The organism is Paraburkholderia sp. BR10923, assembly GCF_040948765.1.
GTDB lineage: Bacteria > Pseudomonadota > Gammaproteobacteria > Burkholderiales > Burkholderiaceae > Paraburkholderia > Paraburkholderia youngii.
Genome location: NZ_JBFPKO010000034.1, coordinates 1 through 21,596, shown reverse-complemented (window position 1 = coordinate 21,596; position 21,596 = coordinate 1). Strand labels below are relative to the sequence as shown.

The window sequence follows — 21,596 nt, the reverse complement described above, 5'->3', positions numbered from 1 at the left end:
GCACGTAATGTCGATTCTTTCGTTTTTGCTGGGCGAGAAAAAGAAGTCCGCGTCGGTAGCGAAGGAACGCCTGCAGTTGATCATCGCGCACGAGCGCGCCGGCGGCCATGCGCCCGCCGATTATCTGCCTGCGTTGCAACGCGAACTGGTGGCCGTGATCTCGAAGTACGTGAAGATTTCCGATGACGACATTCGCGTGAGTCTCGAGCGTCAGGACGATCTCGAAGTGCTCGAAGTCAAGATCGAAATACCGCAGGCCTGAGCTTCCGATGGACCGCGGTCCATCTCGCATCATGTGCAGGACGTCGCATTGCATCGCGTTGGTTCGACGCGATGGCGTGCGGCGTTCGGCTGTTCCTCTGGCTTCTGTCTGAAGCCGTCTCTTCGCGCCTGCACGGCGCTCCTCATTTCCCGGTCGAAATAAACCGTTGCACTTCAGCGGGTGCCGTTACACGCGCATCGTCAGCCTCGTGTCGCCCTCGCGCATTAAACGGGTAACGCCGCATCCGGTGTTCAACCTAAGAGGAAATCATGAACAGAAGCTTTCGCCTGCTGCTTGCCAACACCGTTCTGATCGCCGCGGGTGCCGCCGCGATCGCCTCGGCTTCGGCCGCGGAAGTCATCATCGTCGCGCCGTCCGCGCCGCCCGTCGAACGCTTCGAAACGGTGCCCGCGGCGCGCGCCGGCTATGTGTGGGATCACGGTCACTGGCGCTGGGATCACGGCCGCTACGTGTGGGTCGCCGGGCACTGGCAGGCCGAGCGCGTCGGCTATCACTGGATGCCCGGCCACTGGATCGAGCATGGTCCGAACTATCGCTGGGTCCCGGGACACTGGGCTTGATGCGGCCGTCGATCGTGCTTGCGCCGCGCCGCGCGTGGTCGTCTACTGACGCGGCGAGCCGGAAGCATCCGTCGTGATGTCGTCTGCGGCATCACCGGCGGGCGGCTCGCCGTCGACGCTTCCCGCTTCCGGCACCTCGACCTCGGGCACTTCCGGCACCGGCGCGGGCGCCGGTTGCGGCAGCGGCGCCATGTAGCGCTCGGCGAGCGACTCATAAAGCGGCGGTGCGAACAGGCGCGACACGCGGCTCGCGATCAACGCGGTGGCCATCAGCGAAATCACGAGCGCGTGACCGTCGATCATCTCCATCACGATCACGAACGACGTGATCGGCGACTGCGTGACCGCGGCCAGATAGCCGACCATCGCGAGCGCGATCAGCATCGGCAACTGCATCGAATCGAACACCATGTGCAGCAGATTGCCGAAGCCCGCGCCGATCGACAGCGACGGCGCGAAGATGCCACCCGGAATGCCGGGCAGGTACGAGCCGACCATCGCGATCATCTTCAGGAACGGATAGAACACCGACAACTGCCCGTGTCCCTCCAGCAGGCCACGCGCTTCGGTATAGCCGCTGCCGAACGTCGTGCCGCCCGCGATTACGCCGACCACGGCGATTGCGAAGCCGCACAGCGCGGCGAACACGACCGGCCGCTCGCCGTGCAACTGACGCAGCGGCGCCGGAATCCAGCGCGCGGTGTTGAGCAGCAGCCAGCCGAAAATGCCGCCCGCGATGCCCGTGACGATTGCGGTGAGCACCACCGCGACGGCGAGCAGATCGGGGAAATGCGCGCCGATCCTGATCGTGCCGAAATACGTGTAGTTGCCATTCAGGCCCAGCGCGACTACACCCGCAACGACGATCGCGGTGATCAGCACACCGCTCGTGCGGGCCTCGAAGCTGCGCGTCAATTCCTCGATTGCGAACACGACGCCCGCGAGCGGCGTATTGAATGCCGCCGATAAACCCGCTGCCGCGCCCGCCAACGCGAGCTGCCGTTCGATCTGCGCATTCGAGCGCGGATAGAAGCGGCGCAGATTGAACATCAGCGCGGCGCCGACCTGCACGGTCGGTCCTTCACGGCCGATCGTCAAGCCGCCGAGAATCGCGATAAACGATACTCCGATCTTGCCGAGCAGAATTCGCAGCGAGAGCAGCCTCGCGCCGTACCCGCGCTGCTTCGTGTGCAGCGTCGCGACGACCTGCGGGATGCCGCTGCCCTCGGAGCCGCGAAAGAACTTGCGCGTGAGCCAGACCGCGAGCGCCGCGACCACAGGTGTGATCACGAGCGGTGCCCACGGATATCGCTGCCGGACATCGAGAAACGCGTCATAACCCCAGTCGATCAGACGCGCATAGAGCACCGCGACCAGACCGACGGCGATGGCACCGAGCCAGAAGATGCCGTATTGCCGCCACAGGCGTTTCGTGCGCCGCATGACAGCGTGCGAACGGGAAGGGAAGGGCCGGGACATGAATTGGATTCGTGCAAAGGGCCCAGTATAAAACGTGCGGGACAGGCCTGAATGCGTGAAAGACTTTTGAAAAAATGAACTACGATGGATTGTCAGGCGTATATCTTTTGTTGTAATTCGCCGTATTGAAAACCGGACCGGGCACAATGGCCATTTGGCAGGGGAGCGGTAATAACGTCGGCTAGAATAGTTTCCACTTCGGAAAACGAAGAGACCCTCAATGAAGCGAATCCTAATCGTCAAGGTCACTTCACTAGGCGATATCGTGCAGGCGCTGCCAGTCGTCGCCGATATCAAACGCGCATTTCCTGGTGTTCAGGTGGATTGGGCGGCGGACGAAGCATTTGCAGAAGTCGTGCAGTGGAGCCAGGGCGTCGATCGCGTGCTATGCGCGCCGCTGCGCCGCTTCAAGAAGTCGCGTCGCTGGAGCGATCTGAAGGCGATCTGGGCATCGATCGGCGAGCTGCGCGCGTATCACTACGACTACATCATCGATATTCACGGCGTCTACAAGAGCGCGATCATCGCCTTCCTCGCGCGCTCGTCGCGGCGCTTCGGCTATCAGTCTCAGGATCTGGGCGAGCGGGGCGCCTCGTTCGCCTATACCGGGCGTTTCGGTCCACGCCCGCAAGGCAGCGCGTGGCACGGCATGCGCATCAGCGCTAGCGAGGTGCTCGGCTACGAAGTGGAAGGCCCGCCCATCTACGGCCTGCGGCTACCTGCAGTCGTGCCGCAGCCGTTCGCGACGCAGGACGCGCCTGTCGCGGCGCTCTTTCATGCCACCTCGAAAGCCGAGAAGAAATGGCCGCTCACCCATTGGGTGGCTGTCGGGCGCGAGTTGAGCGAGCGCGGGTTTCGTGTGGTTCTGCCGTGGGGTTCGGACGGTGAGCTTGCCGAAGCCTTGCAGATCTCCGCACAAGTGCCGGGCGCGACCGTGCTGCCGCAAATGAGCGTGACCGAAGTCGCGCAGATGATCGACGCGTGCGCGCTCGTGGTCGGTACCGATACGGGCTTCGTGCACCTCGCGCATGCGCTGCAGAAGCGCACCGTGATGATCTTCGTCGCGACGTCGCCCTCGCATTGCGGCGTCGAGACGCCGTATCGCTCGACCTCGATCGGTGACGGTCGCTCGGTACCGCCCATTAGCGCGGCGCTCGAAGCGATCGACTATGTACACGCGGCAGAGCCGGTCCTCGCTATGCAGCACGGATCGGCCGCCGCCTGAGTTCACGGAATCGTTTGCGCAAAAGAAAAAGAGGCGCGACGCGTAGTCCACCCCTGCGGGCGGGGACTGCATCGTCGCGCCTCGAAGAACGCCCGTGTCGGGGAACAGCGGGCGGAGAGGAATCGATTACACGTCTGTTAAAACTGTCGCTTTTCGTTGGACGCCGCAGCGTCCGATGCGCGCACGCCAAGGCGGCCAGCGGGTAGGTCGCGGTGCATCGAGGCTCGCGCGGCGCGCGTTGAACCGCTCGATTGCGGCGACGCTGGCGCGGCCAGCAAGGCTTCGATCGCGACAGTGCGCTCAACGGAGTATAGGCGGTGTTTTTCGCCAGGGCGGCGTGATCAGGCGATAGCGGGGCAGGTCGTTCGAACACGCCGGTCCACCGCGCCGATCCTGTAACGGCCCGGTGATCTTCCCTTACAAATGGCAACGTTCGCCGCGGCGCGCATCGTGTCCAATCGGGTCATTCGGGGTTTGCGCTCGAATCAATCCGACTCGATGGAGAACAACATGAAACGCTTGATCCTGACTCTCGTGGCCGGCGCACTGCTGGCATCGGCGCTCGGCGGTTGCGTCATTGCGCCGGCGCCGGGCTACTACTACGGCGGCGGTGGCTACTACCATCACGGCTACTACCGCTAAGCCGCGCTCGAGCTCCTCGATCCACTGGTCTCAGGCGACCAGCATTTCGAATGCGACCACCGCGGCAATAGCCGCGGCGTTCGCGGCCAGCGCCTCGACCACGATGGATTTCCATGACGCCGGACGGAAGCGCAGCGCGAGCAGCAGCGAGCCGAGCAAGGCCAGCGCGATGATCATCACGATATCGGCATTGTGAAGATGGACGTTCATGCGAGTCTCCCTGATTTTTATAGGGTTATGTCAGGGAGTATAGGCAAGTCAAAAAGACGCGCAAGGCGGGGGACTACCCGGGCCGCCGAGCGGAAATGTCGAAGCAATAATGCCCATTGCATATTGGCGCAGACGCGTAAAAACTGCGCGTGAGCGGCATCGGTCGAACTTCGGCAAACGCGAATCGACGCAAGCGTGGTTGCGTCGATTCGCATTGCATCACTTCATCAGACTCGCGTCACGCGTCTCGCGCATGCAAAGCACGCCGACGAGACTCACGGCCGCCGCGACCGACACGTACGCGCCGACCCACGGCAAGCCGCCATGCGCGGCCAGCACCTGCGCGATATACGGCGCGACCGACGCGCCGAGAATCCCGCCGAGGTTGTATGCGACGCCGGCTCCCGTATAGCGCACATTGGTCGGAAATAGCTCTGGCAGCAGCGCGCCCATCGGCGCGAACGTCACGCCCATCAGGAACAGCTGGATCACGAGGAACAGCAGCACCAGCAACGGCTCACCGCTGCCGAGCAGCGGCGCCATCGTGAAGCCCGACAGGATCGCCGCGATGATGCCGACGATCAGCACCGGCTTGCGCCCGAAGCGGTCGCTCGCGCGGGCCGACAGCGGCGTCGCGATCGCCATGAACACGACCGCGATGCACAGCAGGCCGAGGAACGTCTGCCGCGGAATATGCAGCGAGCCGACGCCGTACGACAGCGAGAACGTCGTCGCGTTGTAGAACAGCGTGTAGCAGACCACCATCGCGAGCGCGCCGAGCACGGTCGGCACCCAGTGCTGCGAGAACAGCGTCGCGATCGGCACGCGCACGCGTTCCTTGCGCTCGATCGCGGCCTGGAACGCGGGCGTCTCGGCGATCTTCAGCCGCACGTACAGGCCGAGCGCGACCAGCACCGAGCTGACGAGGAACGGCACGCGCCAGCCCCAGCTACGGAACTGCTCGTCGGAGAGCGACATGGCGAGCGCGAAGAACAGGCCGTTGGACGCGAGAAAGCCGATCGACGGTCCAAGCTGCGGAAACATGCCGAACCAGCCGCGTTTGCCGGCCGGCGCGTTTTCGGTGGCGAGCAGCGCGGCGCCGCCCCATTCGCCGCCGAGGCCGATACCCTGGCCGAAACGCAGCACGCACAGCAGGATCGGCGCGAGGCTGCCGATCGCGTCGTAGCCCGGCACGAAGCCGATCAGCGTGGTCGACAGGCCCATCACGAGCAGCGACGCAACCAGAGTCGACTTGCGGCCGATGCGATCGCCGAAGTGGCCGAACAGGAACGAGCCGATCGGTCGCGCGACGAACGCGATGCCGAACGTGACGAACGCGGACAGCGCTTGCGCGGTGGCCGAGCCATGCGGGAAGAACACCGGTCCGATCACGAGCGCCGCGGCGGTCGCGTAGACATAGAAATCGTAGAACTCGATCGCGGTGCCGATGAAGCTCGCGAAGATGATCCGCGCGCGACTGTTTTGCCCGCTCGCGGGCTGAGCCGCGGAAATCGGCGAAGTGGACATGCAGGGGTCTCCAATTGTCGTGAGGCCGCGGCGCGCCGAGCCTTGCTTCGCAAGGCGGCGCGCGAGGGCGGCATCCTCGTTGAGGTATAGGTTTGGGCGCCGCACGCGGGTGGCGCCGCGGCACTGAGTCGGCTCATGCGCCGCGCCGACGGGTGTGCGGGCGGCGTGAGCCATGCCGGAAGGCTCCGGCGCGGGGAATCGGAAAATTATAGCGAGCGCGCTCGTCGCGCAGCAATGGCGGCGTAAGCTTGCGCGGCAACGAGGGGTGCGTTGAGAGCTATGCGCAATGACTCGAGCAGGTCACCTGTGGCCTGCCCGATGCGGTGATGCGCGAGATGACGCGTGTCAGCGCACGCGCCAAGCACGCTCATTCGTACGTTTCCGCTTGCGGCGAGGCGAGCTCGCGCAACTGGAACTTGCCGTTGTCGTTGAACAGCCAGTCTTCGAACAGCTCGAGCTGGCCGCGGCCGTTCAGCAGCTTGCCGGGCGGTAGCGGCAGCGGCGCCGAGCGGCGCAGCGACGCGAGCGCGGTGCTTTCGGCTTCGTCGTCGCCGTTGGTGCGATACACCGACGACTGGACGATGCGTCCATCACGATCGACCGTGAACGACACCACCACCAGCGAGCGCAGCATCGGCTGAGGCCTGCCCTGGAGCACATACGACGGATTGCGCTCGACGATTCGTCGCGCGACCGCGTCGCGATATTGATCGAGCGTCGCGCTGTTGATCGCGGCGACCGGTGTGCTGACGGTTTCGTGCGGCGCGAGCGGAGTGATCGTGCAACCGGCCACGGCAACGACACCAAGCGCGGCGAGCAACAGCCGATGCCTGGGTGCTGCGGTGAAGAAGTGCGGGGCCACACGGGGAACAGAACGGGCAGAAGTGCGTGAGAGCATCGTCGACCAACCGCGAGGAGAACCTGATTGAATGGTAGTCAAAAACCGGCGGGATTCAATTGGCGTTCGCCCGCTGAATGTCATTGCGCATGCGCCGCTGACGCGCTTCGCTTTCGGATGTAATGGCCGGAAATATGCGCGCGTTGGTCGGCGGGCGGAACCCGCCTACACTCTGGCGGCCTCATGCTGAGGCATCGGTGGAAGTCTTTTTAGCCCGCTTCTCGCGGGCTTTCTTCTACCTGCGATTCGCCAATTGCACGCGGCAACAAAAAAGGCGAACCCGCCAAACGGGTCCGCCTTTTCGCTCTCGGTTCAACCAGCCACGCCGCAAGCCCAGGCTCACGGCGCTGCCCTCGATTACTTCAACGCCGCACGCGCTGCCTTCACCGCGGCCAGCACCTGCTCGGGCGCGGTGCCCCCCGGATGATTGCGGCTCGCCACCGAGCCCTCGAGCGTCAGATACGAGAATACGTCGTCGCCGATCAGATGCGCGACGTTCGGCAGTTCGCTGCGCATTTCGTCGAGCGTCAGGTCCGCGAGGTCGCAGCCGCGGTCGGCGCATACGCGTACCGCGAGCGCGACGGCTTCGTGCGCGTCGCGGAACGGCAGGCCGCGCTTGACCAGATAGTCGGCGAGGTCCGTCGCGGTCGAGAAGCCTTGCAGCGCGGCGTCGCGCATCGCCTGCGGCTTGACCGTAATGCCGGCGACCATTTCAGCGAAGATGCGCAGCGTGTCTGCGACCGTATCGACGGTGTCGAACAGCGGCTCCTTGTCTTCCTGGTTGTCCTTGTTGTACGCGAGCGGCTGGCCCTTCATCAGCGTGAGCAGCGCCATCAGATGACCGTTCACGCGGCCGGTCTTGCCGCGCGCGAGCTCGGGCACGTCCGGGTTCTTCTTCTGCGGCATGATCGACGAGCCGGTGCAGAAACGGTCGGCCAGATCGATGAAGCCGACGCGCGGGCTCATCCACAGCACCAGTTCTTCGGAGAAGCGCGACACGTGTGTCATCACGAGCGCGGAGGCGGCCGTGAATTCGATCGCGAAGTCGCGGTCGGAAACCGCATCCAGCGAATTCGCGCAGATGCCGTCGAAGCCGAGCGTCTTCGCCACGGCGTGACGATCGATCGGATAGCTGGTGCCGGCGAGCGCAGCCGCGCCGAGCGGCAGACGGTTCACGCGCTTGCGGCAGTCGACCATGCGCTCGGCGTCACGCGAGAACATCTCGACGTAGGCGAGCAGGTGATGGCCGAACGTGACCGGCTGCGCGACCTGCAGGTGCGTGAAGCCCGGCATGATGGTCGCGGCGTTCTGCTCCGCGATGTCGAGCAGCGCTATGCGAAGTTCGGTGAGCAGCCCGCCGATGCGGTCGATCTCGCCGCGCAGCCACAGGCGGATGTCGGTCGCGACCTGGTCGTTGCGCGAGCGGCCGGTATGCAGGCGCTTGCCGGCGTCGCCGATCAGCGCGGTCAGGCGCGCTTCGATGTTCAGGTGCACGTCTTCGAGATCGAGCTGCCATTCGAACTCGCCGCGCTCGATTTCACCCTTGATCTGTGCCATGCCGCGCTGGATCGCGGCGAGGTCGTCGGCGGAAATGATCTTCTGCGCGGCGAGCATCGACGCGTGCGCGAGCGACCCTTCGATGTCGACGAACGCCAGACGCTTGTCGAAGAAGACCGACGACGTATAGCGTTTGACGAGATCCGACATCGGCTCCGAGAAGCGAGCCGACCAGGCTTCGCCTTTTTTGTGCAGTTGGGACGTCATGGTGTTGGGCGGTAAAAACGAGCGGTGAAGAGGCTGGCGACGCGAGTGCGCGAGTCGTGCAGAAGCGCCGCCGCAGCGAAGAAAGACGGAGATTTTAACACCGGGCGAGGGCGGCCAAGGCGCTGCCGCCCATCGCGGACCCATTCGCGGGCCTATTCGCGCACCAGCACCACCAGCTTCAGATCTTCGCGATGCGCGGGCTTGAAAGTGATCTGGTCATAAACGATGCGCCCGTCGCGCGGATGGTTGAACTCGCGCCTGCCGCCCTCGCGCCCGCCGACGTCCTGCGAGGCCCAGTAGCGCGCGAACTCGTCGCTCGCGGCTGAAAGCGAATCGATCAGCCCACGCGTGGGCGCATCGTTCAGATGGCGGATCGAGTCGGCGCGGAATTCGGCGGCAAGCCGTCGCGCGCGCGTTTCCCAATCGACGATCAACGCGCGCGCGGCCGGCTCGGTGAACGTGTAGCGCAGCAGGTTGCGGTCGTGCGCGCCGTCGAGCCAGCCGACGAACAGATCGGCCGCGCGCTCGTTCCACCGGAGCGCATTCCACTGCCGGTCGAGGACGTAGGCCGGCGTGTCGATGAGCTGCACGGTTTGCAGCAGCGTGGCGGGTGCGTCGGCGGCGGCGGGATCGGGCTCGGCCGGATCGCGCTGCGCGGCCAGCTCGAACAGATACGCGCGCTCGGCGCGCGACAGCTGCAACGCGACCGCGATGCGCGCGAGCGCATCGGCGGAAGCGGACACCGGCCGGCCCTGCTCGATCCACGTGTACCAGGTCGGGCTCACGCCGCATAACTGCGCGACTTCCTCGCGCCGCAGACCGGGCGTGCGGCGGCGCGGCCCTGGCGGCAGACCGACCGCCTGCGGCGACAGCCGCTCGCGATGGGCGCGGATGAAGTCGCCGAGTGCGCGGGCCGGCGTGGCGTCGAGCGGCGGCGGGTGATCGGCGGAGGACGGCGTCGTCATGCTATCGGCTGAGCGTGGAGGGGAGTAATAGAGATACCAGAATAATTGCCGGACTTGTACTGGTACATGGCGGGCTCTATTGTAGCGGCTGGATTCGCGCAACGCGTTGTTCGCCATGTCGACGTGCAATGAAAAAAGCCGGGTGTGACCTGCGTCGGCCACACCCGGCTTTTGCCTGCTTCAGCGTCGAGCTCAACCGGTATTGCGCAACCCCGCCGCGATCCCGTTGATGCACAAATGAATGCCGCGCCGCACGCGCGCATTGGTGTCGCCCGCGCGATAGCGTTTGAGCAGTTCGACCTGCAGGTGATTGAGCGGGTCGAGGTACGGGAAGCGGTTCTTGATCGAGCGCGCGAGCAGCGGATTCTCGGCGAGCCGCTCGCTCTTGCCGGTGATCTCCGACAACACCTTCGACGTGCGTTCCCACTCGGCAACGATGCGCTCGAACACGTGCTTGCGCAGCTTCTTGTCGGTCACGAGCGCCGCATAACGCGACGCGACCGCGAGGTCGGTCTTCGCGATGACCATGTCCATGTTCGACATCAGGTTCGCAAAGAACGGCCAGCTCTTGTGCATCTTCTTCAGCAGCGCGAGGCGGCGCGCGCGTTCCGCGTCCGACGGCGCGCTGTCCAGATGCTCGGTGACCGCGCTGCCGAAGCCGTACCAGCCGGTCAGCAGCAGCCGGCATTGGCCCCACGAGAAGCCCCACGGAATTGCGCGCAGATCCTCGATCTTGCGCTGCTTGGGGTCCTGCAGCTTGCGCGACGCGGGGCGGCTGCCGATGTTCAGCTCGGCGATCTCCGCGATCGGCGTCGACTCGAAGAAATACTCCTTGAAGCCCGGGGTTTCGTAGACGAGCGCGCGATAGGTGGCCATCGCCGTATCGGACAGCTGCTGCATCGTTTCCTCGTACACCGGCAGCTCGGCCAACGTGTGGTCGTGCGGCAGCAGCGACGCTTCGAGCGTCGCGGCCACGACGGTTTCCAGATTGCGCCGGCCGATTTCCGGATTCGCGAACTTGCTCGCGATCACTTCGCCCTGCTCGGTCAAACGGATCTGACCGTCGACGGTGCCCGGCGGCTGCGACAGGATCGCCTGATAGGTCGGGCCGCCGCCGCGGCCGACGGTGCCGCCGCGTCCATGGAACAGACGCAGCGTCACGCCGCGTTCGTTGAACAGCGACAAGAGCGCCAGCTCCGCGCGATACAGCTCCCAGTTCGACGTCAGGAAGCCGCCGTCCTTGTTGCTGTCCGAGTAGCCGAGCATCACTTCCTGCTCGTTGCCCTGATGTTCGATCAGCGTGCCGATGCCCGGCAGCGCGAACAGATCGCGCATGATGTGCGGAGCATTGCGCAGATCGGGGATCGTCTCGAACAGCGGGATCACCATCAGGCCCGCGCGCGCTGGGTCGTGCTCGTCGCCGAGACGTCCGCGCAACAGGCCGGTTTCCTTCTGCAGCAGCATCACCTCGACCAGATCGCTGACGGTCTCCGTGTGCGAAATGATGTAGTTGCGCACCGCGCGCGCGCCGAATTTCTCGCGCGTGAGGCGCGCTTCCTCGAGCACCGCGAGCTCGCTCTTCACGAGGTCGGAGTACTCGGCGTAGGGCACGCGCAGCGCGCGCGGCTGCGCGAGTTCGGCGAGCAGCACGTTCAGCTTGTCCGCTTCCGACAACCCCGCGTAGTCGTCCTCGACACCGGCGCGCTTCAGCAGCTCGGCGATCACCGCTTCGTGGATGTCGGAGCTTTGCCGCAGATCGATGCTCGCGAGATGGAAGCCGAACACTTCGGCCGCGCGAGCGAGCGGTGCGAGACGCGGCGCGGCGAGCGGCGCACCGTGATGCTCGGCGAGCGAATCGATCAGCACGTGCAGGTCGCGCACGAAATCGGCGGCGTCGTCGTAGGGGATAGCGCGAATCGGCGCGACGCCGCGGCCGGCGCTGCGCAGCGGCACGCTGCCTTCGCCGAGACGCACGCGCGCGCTCGCCGCGAGCCGCGTGTAGATGCCGATCAGCGCGCGACGATACGGCTCGTCGGTGCGATGCGGCGAGTGGTCGGGCGAGATGTCCGCAAGCTCGTTGAGCGCATCGCTCGTGCCGACGAGCACATTCGACATCGATAGCTCCTCGCCGAGCTTGTGCACCTGCACCAGGTAGTGCTCGAAGATCACCGCGGCCTGACGGGTGATGGCGTTTTCGAGCGTTTCGGCGGTGACGTTCGGATTACCGTCGCGATCGCCGCCGATCCAGCTGCCCATCTGGAAGAACGGCGGCAGGCGCGCTTCGAGGCCATGCTCCTTCAGCGCTTCCTCGATGTCGGCATACAGCGCCGGCAGTTCTTCGAGGAAGGTGCTGCGGTAGTACGACAGCGCGTTCTCGATTTCGTCGGCGACCGTCAGACGCGCGTCGCGCAGCATCCGCGTTTGCCACAGCGACGTGACGCGCGCGCGCAGCATCGCTTCGTTGTGCGCGCGCTCGCGATTCGTCAGCGGCTGGTCGCGCTCGGCGAGCAGCCGCGCGATGTCGTGCTGCGCGTCAAGAATGCTCTTGCGCTGCACCTCGGTCGGGTGCGCGGTCAGCACCGGCATGATCAGCGCGTCGTCGAAAAACCGCTGCAGCACCGGCGTCGCGGCGGCACCGGCCGCGACGAGCCGCTCGAGCGCATGCGCGATCGTGCCCGGCTGCGAGGCCGAGCCCGCGAGCGCATGAATGCGGTGACGACGGTTGCGGTGGCGGTCCTCGGCGATGTTCGCGAGATGCGAAAAATAGCTGAACGCGCGCACGACGCTGACGGTCTGCTCCGGCGTCAGCGAGCGCAGCTTCTTGTCGAGCGTCTGTGCGGCGGCGCTATCGTCCTCGCGACGGAAGCGCACCGCGTTCTGCCGGATCGTTTCGACGACGTCGAATACGGCGTCGCCTTCCTGCTCGCGCAGCACGTCGCCGAGCAGCCGGCCGAGATAGCGGATGTCCTGGAACAGCGGGTGGTCCTTGTCCTCGCGCGTGCGGCCGCCGTTCTTCACGGTGGGCGCGGCGGCGGGCTCAGCTTGCGACACGGCCTCGAGCTTTTCCGTTTCAGCGGCGCGCGGGGGTGTCGCGTCGCCTTCGATCTTGATCTTGACCTTGGCCGGCTTGCTGGCGGTGGCCGAAGTCGCGGCTTTTTCGGCCTTGCCGGATTTCGTTGCTTTGGGCGCCTTGTCCTGCTTGACGGGCACAGAGGTTTGCGAGGCCTTCGAGGCCTTGGCGGCTTGCGCGGCAGCGTTGGACAGGACGTCGGGCGCCGCGGCGTCGGCCGGGCGAGCGGTGGGCGAGGCAGTGTTGCGGCGGGCGGGGCGCGCCGATCCGGAAGACGTCACGATGAGTTTCCTCGGGGAAGCCAGGGTCTGTTGATTGATGAACTGCGACTGCGAACTGCAACCAGCAAGTACAACGTGAACTGCGTGCAACAGGGACTGCGCAACGGACTATAAGACAGACTGCTAATGCGACTGCAATAAAGACCTGAGACGGCGGACTGCAAACGGCGACTGCCGACCCGCTACCAATCGAGCCGCGCGTGCCGCACCGCGTGCGAGGAACCACGCAAGCGCTGCCGATCGCGCGACGCCGACGAGGGAGAAGGGAACCACGGGCTGCCAGCCCGCGAAGAGACTGAACACGCGGCACGCATTGCCGCAGCGTGTTCGCCGCATTGCATCATCCCGCATGCCGCCGCGCGGCGCGCGAACGACCGTGCGTGACAACGCTGAATGGGGGCCTTCGCGCGCGGCGCGGAGCCCGTCTCCTCCGTCGATACCGCTTGCGCACAGCGCCCTGCGGTGCCTTGGAACCCAAGGGCACAAATAAGGGCGCGTGCTAACATTGATTGTTATTCGATCCCGACATCAAGCAGCAAGCTAATGAACACCGAGACGTTTTCCACGCCACCCCACACGCTTGTCATTGCGTCGCGAGAGAGCCGCCTTGCCATGTGGCAAGCCGAGCACGTGCGATGTGCGCTGCACAAATTATATCCATCTTGTGACGTAAAAATCCTCGGAATGACGACACGTGGTGATCAGATTCTCGATCGCACGCTGTCGAAGGTTGGTGGTAAGGGGCTCTTCGTGAAAGAGCTCGAAGCCGCGCTCGCCGATGGCCGCGCCGACCTTGCGGTGCATTCGCTGAAAGACGTGCCGATGGAGTTGCCCGCCGGTTTCGCGCTATCCACCATCATGGAGCGCGAGGACCCGCGCGACGCGCTCGTGTCAAATCAGTACGACTCGCTCGCCGCGCTGCCGGCCGGTGCCGTGGTCGGCACCTCGAGCCTGCGGCGTGAAGCGATGCTGCGCATGCGCTATCCGCATCTCGACGTGCGGCCGTTGCGCGGCAATCTCGATACCCGACTCGCCAAGCTCGATCGCGGCGACTACGCGGCGATCATTCTGGCCGCGGCAGGGCTGAAGCGTCTCGGTCTCGCCGAGCGCATCCGCGCGCTGCTCGATCCCGAGGATAGTCTGCCCGCGGCGGGACAAGGCGCGCTCGGCATCGAGATTCGTGCCGATCGCGCGGACCTCGCCGCATGGCTCGCGCCGCTGCATCATCAGCACACGGCGGCGGCCGTCGAAGCGGAGCGGATGGTGTCGCGCGCGCTCGGCGGCAGCTGCGAGGTGCCGCTCGCCGCCTACGCAACGTGGGGCGACGGCGCGCTGCATCTGCGCGGCATCGTCGCGACGCCGGACGGCCAGCGCGTACTGAGCGCGCAGGCGTCGGCGCCGGCGCCCACCATCGAACGTGCGCTCGCGCTCGGCGAGGAAGTGGCGCAGTCGCTCGCGCAGCAAGGCGCGCTCGAGATCGTCCGCGCGCTCAGCACCGCGAGCGGTCCCGCGGCCGCGCCCGGCGCGGCGGCCAGCGAGTGATGGCCGCCGGCACGCCCGGGAAGGCGCCGTTCACGGTCGTGATCACGCGGCCGGCCGGCCAGTCGAGCGAACTCGTCGAACGGCTCGAAGCAGCCGGACTCGCGTCGCTCGACTTTCCGCTGATCGACATCGCGCCCGTCATCGACGAGGCGCCGTTGTGCGCCGCGCTCGCGTCACTCGAACGCTACGCGCTGGTCGTGTTCGTGTCGCCGAACGCGGTCGATCACGCGTTCGCGCGCCATCACGATATCTGGCCGCACGCGCTGCCGGTCGGCGTGGTCGGTCCGGGCAGCGTGCATGCGCTCGCGCGCCACGGCGTCAGCGCGCCGGAGCATCGCGTGATCAGCCCCGCGGCGGGTGCCGACGACGAATCGACGAGCTTCGACTCCGAGGGCCTGTTTGCGGCGATCGAGGCGCAACTCGGCGCCGCGGGCCTCGAAGGCAAGCGCGTGCTGATCGTGCGCGGTGACGGCGGCCGCGAATGGCTCAGCGAGCGCCTGCGTGAAGCTGGCGCCGAAGTCGACACGGTCGCCGCGTACCGGCGCATCGTGCCGGAGCCGTCGATCGGCGCCTGGGCGCGCGTGCACGAACTGCTCGCGGGCGCGCCGCACGCATGGCTTCTGACCAGCTCCGAAGGCGTACGCAATCTGCAGGAACTCGCGCACGATCATCTAACCGCCGGCGAGATCGAGCAGATCAAACACGCGCCGCTCGTCACGCCGCATCCCCGCATCGCGCAGACCGCGCGGGCATTGGGTTTTGATAGGATTACGGTGTCCGGCGCGGGCGACGAGCGCATAGTCCGCGCCCTCGTGGCCGCGGCCGCCGTGCCTCCCGTCGTCCAACCGGTATCGTCCAACCCGGCTCAACCACGCATGACTGAAACGAACGCATCCACGAACGCCTCACCTCAGCCGCCGGCAAGCGCCGCCTTGCCGCCGAATCAACCCTTCACGCCGTACGAAGCGCAAAAGCGCCGCAGCACGAGCGGACCGCTGCTGTGGCTTGTCATCGTGGTGATCGCATGCGCGGTGGGCGTGGGCGGCTTCGCGATGAACCGCAAGCTGGTGCGCACCGAGCAGGAGCTCGCGCAGCGTCAGCAGGCCAACGACACGCAGACCAACGAGCTGCGCATCAAGATCGACCAGGCGCTCGCCACCGTGCATCAATCGGACGCGCAGGTCGCGCAGCTCGAAGGCAAGCTTGCCGATGCGCAGGCCGCGCAGCAGGCGCTGCAACAGCAGTACGCGGATCTCGCGCGCAATCGCGACGACTGGACGCTCGCCGAAGTCGGGCAGATGCTGTCGGCGGCCAGCCAGCAGTTGCAGCTGACCGGCAATACCCAGCTCGCGCTGTTCGCATTGCAAAGCGCCGATACGCGCCTCGCGGCGTCCGATAGCCCGCAGGCGCTCGCCGTGCGCAAGGCGATCGCGCAAGACATCGATAAGCTGAAGGCCGCACCGTCCACCGATCTGACCGGCCTCGCGATCAAACTCGACAACGCGATCGATCACGTGAGCGGCCTGCCGCTGTCGGGTGAAGCACCGATTCCGCGTGCCACGCCGCACGCGGCCGCGTGGGCCGACACCGCGAAGGTGGCGGCGGCCACTGGCAAGCCGCGCTGGGAAGTGTGGATCGACGAGGTCACGCACGGCATCGGCGAACAGCTGTCGAGCCTCGTGCAGGTGCGCCGTATCGATAACGCGGACGCGATGCTAGTCACGCCGGATCAAGGCTACTTCGTGCGCCAGAACCTGAAGCTGCGTCTGCTATCGGCGCGTCTCGCGCTGCTGTCGCGCAACCAGACCACGCTGAAGTCCGACCTGCAGGCGGCGCAGTCTGCGTTGACGCGCTACTTCGACACTTCATCGAAAGACACGCAGATGGTCATTGATCTCGTCAAGCAGGTGGACGCCGGTTCGGCCGCGGTCGAGCTGCCGAACCTCGATACGAGCCTGCAGGCCGTCAATCAATACCGGAACCGGGGTTAATCATGGCGATCCGGGGACTTCTGTGGCTCGCGGCGCTGTTCGCCGTCGCGGTCATGCTCGCGGTGGGCGGGCGCTTCGACGCGGGGCAGGTGCTGCTGATCTATCCGCCGTACCGCGTCGACATGTCGCTGAATCTGTTCATCGTCGGGCTGGTGGTGCTGTTCATCCTGCTCTACGCGCTGTTGCGCATTATCCGCAATATCTGGCGCATGCCGCAGCGCGTCGCCGCGTACCGGGCGCGCGCGCGTGTCGCGAAGGCGCACGCGGCGTTGCGCGACGCGATCGGCAACCTGTACGCGGGACGTTTCTCGCGCGCGGAAAAGGCTGCCAAGGACGCGCTCACGAATGGCGACAACAAGGGCGCGGCCGGTTTGATCGCGGCGACCGCCGCGCATCGCATGCATGAGTACGGACGGCGCGACGAATGGCTCGCGCAGATCGACGAAGCCGAGTGGCAGGACGCGCGCCTGATGGCCACCGCCGACATGCGCGCCGACGGCCGCGACGCCGACGGCGCGCTCCATGCGCTGACCGAGATGCAATCGCAAGGGGCGCGGCGCATCCACGCGCAGCAGATCATGCTGCGTGCGCAGCAGCAATTGAAGAACTGGGGCGAAGTGCTGAAGCTCGTCAAGACGCTGGAGAAGCGCGAGGCGATCCATCCGGCGGTCGCGGTGCGGCTGCGTCAGCTGGCGGCGGAAAATTTGCTGCGCGACCGTCGCCACAACGCTGAGGCGCTGCTCGAATTGTGGCATTCGCTGTCGGCGACCGAGCGTCATTCGCCGCGCCTCGCCGATACCGCCGCCGAACTGCTGGTTGCGCTGAATCGTCCGCAGGAGGCGCGCAAGATCGTCGAGGAAGCGCTTGCGCAGAACTGGGATGCGCGCCTGTTGCGCCGCTATCCGGACACGGCCGGCGGCGATGCGTTGCCGCTCATCCAGAAGGCCGAGGCGTGGCAGAAGGATCGGCCGGAAGACGCGGACCTGATGTTCGCGCTGGGGCGTCTGTGCCTGCATCAGCAGTTGTGGGGCAAGGCGCAGTCGTTCCTCGAACGCGCGCTGAAGCTCGCCGACAACGAGACGCTGAAGATCCGTTCGCATCGCGCGCTCGCGCGTCTGCACGAGCAGCTTGGAGACACCGACAAGGCGAGCGAGCACTATCGCGAGAGTGCGTTGGCGATGAACGTGACGTGAGTTAAGCCTCTTTAGCCGCTACCGGATGGCCGCAGCCTCGCGCTGCGGCCATTTGTTTTTACGGCGCCTCTGTCCGCCTCGAATCGGCGGGACTGCGCTTTGCTTCACACCTCACTGGATGCGCAACCTGGGAGGTGTTCAAAGTGGCCAGCGACGCTATGACGGTGCAAACCGACACCCGCAGCGGCGACGTCGAGCGCGAGGGCGTCGTCGTCATTACAGGGGCAAGTGCCGGCGTGGGGCGCGCCACCGCGTCCGAGTTCGCGCGGCAGGGCTATGACGTTGGGCTGATCGCGCGCGAGCCGCGACGGCTCGCGCGTGCCGCCGAGGAGATCGCCGCGACCTATGGCGTGCGCGCACTCGCGTTGCCCGCCGACGTCGCCGATGCAGATGCGATCGAGCGTGCCGCGCAGCGCGTAAATCGCGAGCTGGGCGGCATCGACGTGTGGGTCAACGTCGCGATGGCGACCGCGTTTGCGCCGGTGTCCGCGCTCAGTGCGCGCGATGTCGAACGCGGCACGCAGGTGACCTATCTGGGGCAGGTCAACGGCATGCTGGCGGCGCTCCCCGTGATGCGCGCGCGCCGGCACGGGACGATCGTCAATGTCGGCTCGGCGCTCGGGTACCGGTCGGTGCCGTTGCAGTCGATCTATTGCGGCGCGAAGTTCGCTGTGCGCGGCTTTACCGATTCATTGCGTTCCGAGTTGCTGCACGACGAGGTCGATATCCATCTGACGATGGTCGATCTGCCCGCGGTCAATACCCCGCAATTCGACTGGGCGCTCAATCGCACGGGGCGCAGGGCGCGGCCGGTGGCGCCGGTATTTCAGCCGGAAGTGGCGGCGCGGGCGATCTACTTTGCGGCCACTCATCGGCGGCGGCAGGTGTGGGTCGGGTGGTCGACGGTCAAGGCGATCCTCGCGAACCGGATCGCGCCGACGCTGCTCGACCACTATCTCGCGCGTGCGGGTTACGACGGGCAACTGACCGATGAACCATTGCCCGCCGATGCGCCCGCGAATCTCTACGAGCCGGTGCCCGGCCACTACACCGCGCATGGCCGCTTTGACGATGAAGCGCGCGCGTACTGCTGGGAGCTGTTTACCGATCGGCATCGCAACGCGGTGTATGGCGCGGCGGTGCTGGCGCTGGCAGGGGGCGTCGGGTGGCTGCTGAGGCGCAAACGGCCTTGATACGCAATCGGTGTGCCTCCTCCCTGTCGCCGATGAAAGGTCTGGACTATCCTACGAATGACAGGGCCGCCCACAATCCGTGGCGCGGCGTCCTCGACTGCGAACATTCCAAAAATGGAAGCGGACAGGCCAGTTCCTCACAAAGAGCAGACCACTGCAAGCAGCGCGCACCGCTGGATGCGCTGGTTGCCGGGACTGACGGTGCTCAAGGCGTACCGCTTGAGCTGGCTGCCGAGCGATCTGACGGCCGGACTGGTACTGACCACGATGCTGGTACCAGTCGGCATCGCTTACGCGGAGGCATCGGGGGTCCCCGGCGTGTTCGGCCTCTACGCGACGATCGTCCCGTTGTTGGCGTACGCGCTGTTCGGCCCGAGCCGGATTCTCGTGCTCGGCCCCGACTCCGCGCTTGCGGCTCCGATTCTGGCGGTCGTCGTGCAAGTGGCGGCGGGCGACCCGTCGCGCGCGATTGCGGCGGCCAGCATGATGGCGATCGTGTCCGGCGTGTTCTGTATCGTGATGGGCTTGCTGCGGCTGGGATTCATCACAGAATTGCTGTCTAAGCCCATTCGATACGGCTATATGAACGGCATCGCGCTCGCCGTGCTGATCAGTCAGTTACCCAAATTGTTTGCCATTTCGATCGAAGAGCGCGGGCCATTGCGGGACATCGTGAGCCTCGTGCAGGCCATCGCCGATGGCAAATCCAACTGGTACAGCTTCGCGGTGGGCGCGGGAAGCCTCGTGCTGATCCTGTTTCTCAAGCGCTTCGAGAAACTGCCGGGCATCCTGATCGCCGTGATCGTCGCGACGTTATGCGTGAGCGCATTGCACCTCGATAGCGTCGGCGTGAGAGTGCTCGGCAAGATCCCTCAAGGCCTGCCGACCTTTGCGCTACCATGGCTCACCGACGCCGATCTGGTGAAGATACTGCTCGGCGGCTGCGCGGTCGCGCTGATTTCGTTCGCGGATACCAGCGTGCTGTCGCGGACTTTCGCGGCACGTTTTCGCAGCCGCGTCGACCCCAATCAGGAGATGGTCGGGCTCGGCGTGGCCAATCTCGCGGCCGGCCTGTTCCACGGTTTCCCGATCAGCAGCAGTTCGTCGCGCACGCCGGTCGCCGAGGCGGCGGGCGCGAAGACGCAACTGACGGGCGTCGTCGGCGCGCTGGCGGTCTCGGCGCTGCTGCTGGTCGCGCCCAACCTGATGCACTACCTGCCCAACAGCGCGCTCGCCGCGGTTGTCATCGCGGCGGCGATCGGCCTGTTCGAGATCACGGACCTGAAGCGGATTTTCCGCATCCAGCAATGGGAGTTCTGGCTGTCGATGGCCTGCTTTGCCGGCGTCGCGGTGTTCGGCGCGATTCCAGGCATCGGCTTCGCGGTGGTGATCGCGATTATCGAGTTTCTGTGGGACGGCTGGCGACCACACTACGCGGTGCTCGGTCGCGTCGAGGGTTTGCGCGGCTATCACGACCTGGAGCGTTATCCGCACGCGGAGCGAATCCCCGGACTCGTGCTGTTTCGCTGGGATGCACCGCTGTTCTTTGCGAATGCCGAGCAGTTTCAGGAGCGCCTGCTCGAAGCCGTCGCCGAATCGCCGGCACCCGTCAAGCGCGTGGTGGTGGCGGCCGAACCGGTGACGAGCGTGGACGTCACCTCGGCCGACATGCTGCGGGAGCTGACGCGCTCGCTCGACGAGCGCGGGATTGCACTGCACTTTGCGGAGATGAAAGATCCGGTTCGCGACAAGCTCAGGCGCTTCGAGCTGACCGATCTGATCGGCGATGCGTGTTTTCATCCGACGGTCAGTAGCGCGGTTGATAACTATGTCGAGACGGTTGGGGAGGGATAGTTTTCGGAGCTGAGGCTAGATTCACCGGGGAACGGGTTTGTGCCTGGCGTTTGCTTTTGAAATGCCTGTGAAAACGGTATGGGGCCGCGCCAGTTCACTCCTGTTCTTCGTCATCGGGCGACACCCTTTGCCACCAGCTGTTCACGACGGATTCTGTTCACGGTGGTGCGGTCGCAGCGCGGAATAGTCGCGATCAAGATGAACGTCCATCAGGACCGGCGTTTTGGATTCGTCAGGCGCCGAGTCCTTTGGGTCGGGGTCCCCGAAAGCAAACTCGACGTCCACCGGAAATCGGCTGGTTGGCAGGTCTGAGGCACGATAGCGATAGTGATGCAGACGAACCTGCGGCGGTACTGTTCCCATATCGTTGCCGGGCCGCCTCTCGCCATTGCCGTCGATCCAGTAACCGATATCGACCTGGAGGAGATCTTCCAGTGTCGAGCGGTTAACGTCGGTCAATAGTGGACTGAAGCGGATCGTGAAGTGCGTCGCGACTTGCTTCACTTTTGCGCGGTCGGGGGAGGGGTCGAGCGGATCGGGTATCGCAACTACGATGATTTGCGTATCCGGCAAGACCCGATTCACGAAGGAATACTCCGTAACACCCACCACACCGCGCTCAGGCCGCGCCGCAAGAATGCGGCCGAATATCGTATGTGCGGGATCGAAGGGCTGGTCGTCCCGCAGGATCGCCATTGCCGTGGTCAATATTCTGAAGGCCATGTCGCGCTGCTCGTCGGTCACAGTGTCCCTCGTCTCAGTTTCTGGCGCTGACGGTCCTGTGGGCGTCGACGTACTGGGCTGTGCATGTACCGGGATTGCGAACGAGAGGATCACCAGGATTGCGCCAGTAGGCCTGAACCACTTCCGCGCAAGCGTAGGCGTCTTCTTCATGAAGTTGGCTCCTATAGCCGGTTTC

Annotated in this window: 17 protein-coding genes; 9 read left to right on the top strand and 8 right to left on the bottom strand. The window is 65.5% G+C overall.

Going from position 1 to position 21,596, the window contains the following annotated elements; genetic code table 11:
* Nucleotides 1-7 precede the first annotated feature (7 nt).
* The gene (gene minE, locus AB3X94_RS36350) at nt 8-262 is read left to right on the top strand and encodes a cell division topological specificity factor MinE (protein WP_008922443.1); all 255 of its coding nucleotides are present in this window, start codon (nt 8-10) and stop codon (nt 260-262) included.
* A gap of 269 nt (nt 263-531) precedes the next feature.
* Entirely contained in the window at nt 532-843 is a 312-nt protein-coding gene (locus tag AB3X94_RS36345; RefSeq protein ID WP_176109276.1) for a YXWGXW repeat-containing protein, read from the top strand.
* Nucleotides 844-885: 42 nt separating this feature from the next.
* On the opposite strand, the gene AB3X94_RS36340 is transcribed toward AB3X94_RS36345, so the two are convergent.
* Nucleotides 886-2,322, bottom strand: coding sequence for a chloride channel protein (locus AB3X94_RS36340; protein ID WP_368614028.1), 1,437 nt, complete (start codon nt 2,320-2,322; stop codon nt 886-888).
* A gap of 220 nt (nt 2,323-2,542) precedes the next feature.
* Here AB3X94_RS36340 and waaC point away from each other — a divergent pair, with 220 nt between their 5' ends.
* Nucleotides 2,543-3,547 carry a lipopolysaccharide heptosyltransferase I gene (gene waaC, locus AB3X94_RS36335; RefSeq protein ID WP_368614027.1) on the top strand — a complete coding sequence of 335 codons (1,005 nt, stop codon included), beginning with the start codon at nt 2,543-2,545 and terminating at the stop codon, nt 3,545-3,547.
* Between the two features lie 510 nt (nt 3,548-4,057).
* Nucleotides 4,058-4,189 carry a hypothetical protein gene (locus tag AB3X94_RS36330; RefSeq protein ID WP_013088753.1) on the top strand — a complete coding sequence of 44 codons (132 nt, stop codon included), beginning with the start codon at nt 4,058-4,060 and terminating at the stop codon, nt 4,187-4,189.
* A gap of 30 nt (nt 4,190-4,219) precedes the next feature.
* Here the strand turns inward: AB3X94_RS36330 and AB3X94_RS36325 are convergent, their stop codons facing one another.
* The 6 genes from AB3X94_RS36325 to ppc form a co-directional block, all read right to left on the bottom strand.
* Nucleotides 4,220-4,399, bottom strand: a complete 180-nt coding sequence (locus tag AB3X94_RS36325; RefSeq protein ID WP_013088754.1) for a hypothetical protein — start codon at nt 4,397-4,399, stop codon at nt 4,220-4,222.
* A gap of 219 nt (nt 4,400-4,618) precedes the next feature.
* On the bottom strand, nt 4,619-5,926 hold the full coding sequence (locus AB3X94_RS36320; RefSeq protein ID WP_176109274.1) for an MFS transporter: 1,308 nt from the start codon (nt 5,924-5,926) through the stop codon (nt 4,619-4,621).
* Between the two features lie 367 nt (nt 5,927-6,293).
* Nucleotides 6,294-6,824 carry an energy transducer TonB gene (locus tag AB3X94_RS36315; RefSeq protein ID WP_368614026.1) on the bottom strand — a complete coding sequence of 177 codons (531 nt, stop codon included), beginning with the start codon at nt 6,822-6,824 and terminating at the stop codon, nt 6,294-6,296.
* A gap of 357 nt (nt 6,825-7,181) precedes the next feature.
* Complete coding sequence (gene argH, locus AB3X94_RS36310; RefSeq protein ID WP_368614025.1) at nt 7,182-8,588, bottom strand: argininosuccinate lyase; 1,407 nt, start codon at nt 8,586-8,588, stop codon at nt 7,182-7,184.
* 152 nt (nt 8,589-8,740) lie between these two features.
* On the bottom strand, nt 8,741-9,553 hold the full coding sequence (locus AB3X94_RS36305) for a helix-turn-helix transcriptional regulator (protein ID WP_176109271.1): 813 nt from the start codon (nt 9,551-9,553) through the stop codon (nt 8,741-8,743).
* Nucleotides 9,554-9,745: 192 nt separating this feature from the next.
* Entirely contained in the window at nt 9,746-12,904 is a 3,159-nt protein-coding gene (gene ppc / locus AB3X94_RS36300) for a phosphoenolpyruvate carboxylase (RefSeq protein ID WP_368614024.1), read from the bottom strand.
* A gap of 543 nt (nt 12,905-13,447) precedes the next feature.
* On the opposite strand from ppc, the gene hemC reads away from it, so the two are divergent.
* From hemC to AB3X94_RS36275, 5 genes are all read left to right on the top strand, one after another.
* On the top strand, nt 13,448-14,446 hold the full coding sequence (hemC, locus tag AB3X94_RS36295; protein WP_368614023.1) for a hydroxymethylbilane synthase: 999 nt from the start codon (nt 13,448-13,450) through the stop codon (nt 14,444-14,446).
* On the top strand, nt 14,446-16,437 hold the full coding sequence (hemDX, locus tag AB3X94_RS36290) for a fused uroporphyrinogen-III synthase HemD/membrane protein HemX (RefSeq protein WP_368614021.1): 1,992 nt from the start codon (nt 14,446-14,448) through the stop codon (nt 16,435-16,437). Before hemC ends, hemDX begins: the two co-directional genes overlap by 1 nt.
* A gap of 2 nt (nt 16,438-16,439) precedes the next feature.
* Nucleotides 16,440-17,630 (top strand): heme biosynthesis protein HemY, encoded by a 1,191-nt coding sequence (locus AB3X94_RS36285; protein ID WP_176109267.1) that lies wholly within the window; start codon nt 16,440-16,442, stop codon nt 17,628-17,630.
* Between the two features lie 158 nt (nt 17,631-17,788).
* Nucleotides 17,789-18,823, top strand: a complete 1,035-nt coding sequence (locus tag AB3X94_RS36280) for an SDR family oxidoreductase (protein ID WP_176110632.1) — start codon at nt 17,789-17,791, stop codon at nt 18,821-18,823.
* A gap of 114 nt (nt 18,824-18,937) precedes the next feature.
* Nucleotides 18,938-20,677 carry a SulP family inorganic anion transporter gene (locus AB3X94_RS36275; RefSeq protein ID WP_176109266.1) on the top strand — a complete coding sequence of 580 codons (1,740 nt, stop codon included), beginning with the start codon at nt 18,938-18,940 and terminating at the stop codon, nt 20,675-20,677.
* Between the two features lie 141 nt (nt 20,678-20,818).
* Here AB3X94_RS36275 and AB3X94_RS36270 read toward each other — a convergent pair whose 3' ends face one another.
* A complete protein-coding gene (locus AB3X94_RS36270; RefSeq protein WP_368614020.1) occupies nt 20,819-21,421 on the bottom strand; it encodes a hypothetical protein in 603 nt (200 codons plus the stop codon).
* Nucleotides 21,422-21,596: the final 175 nt, after the last annotated feature.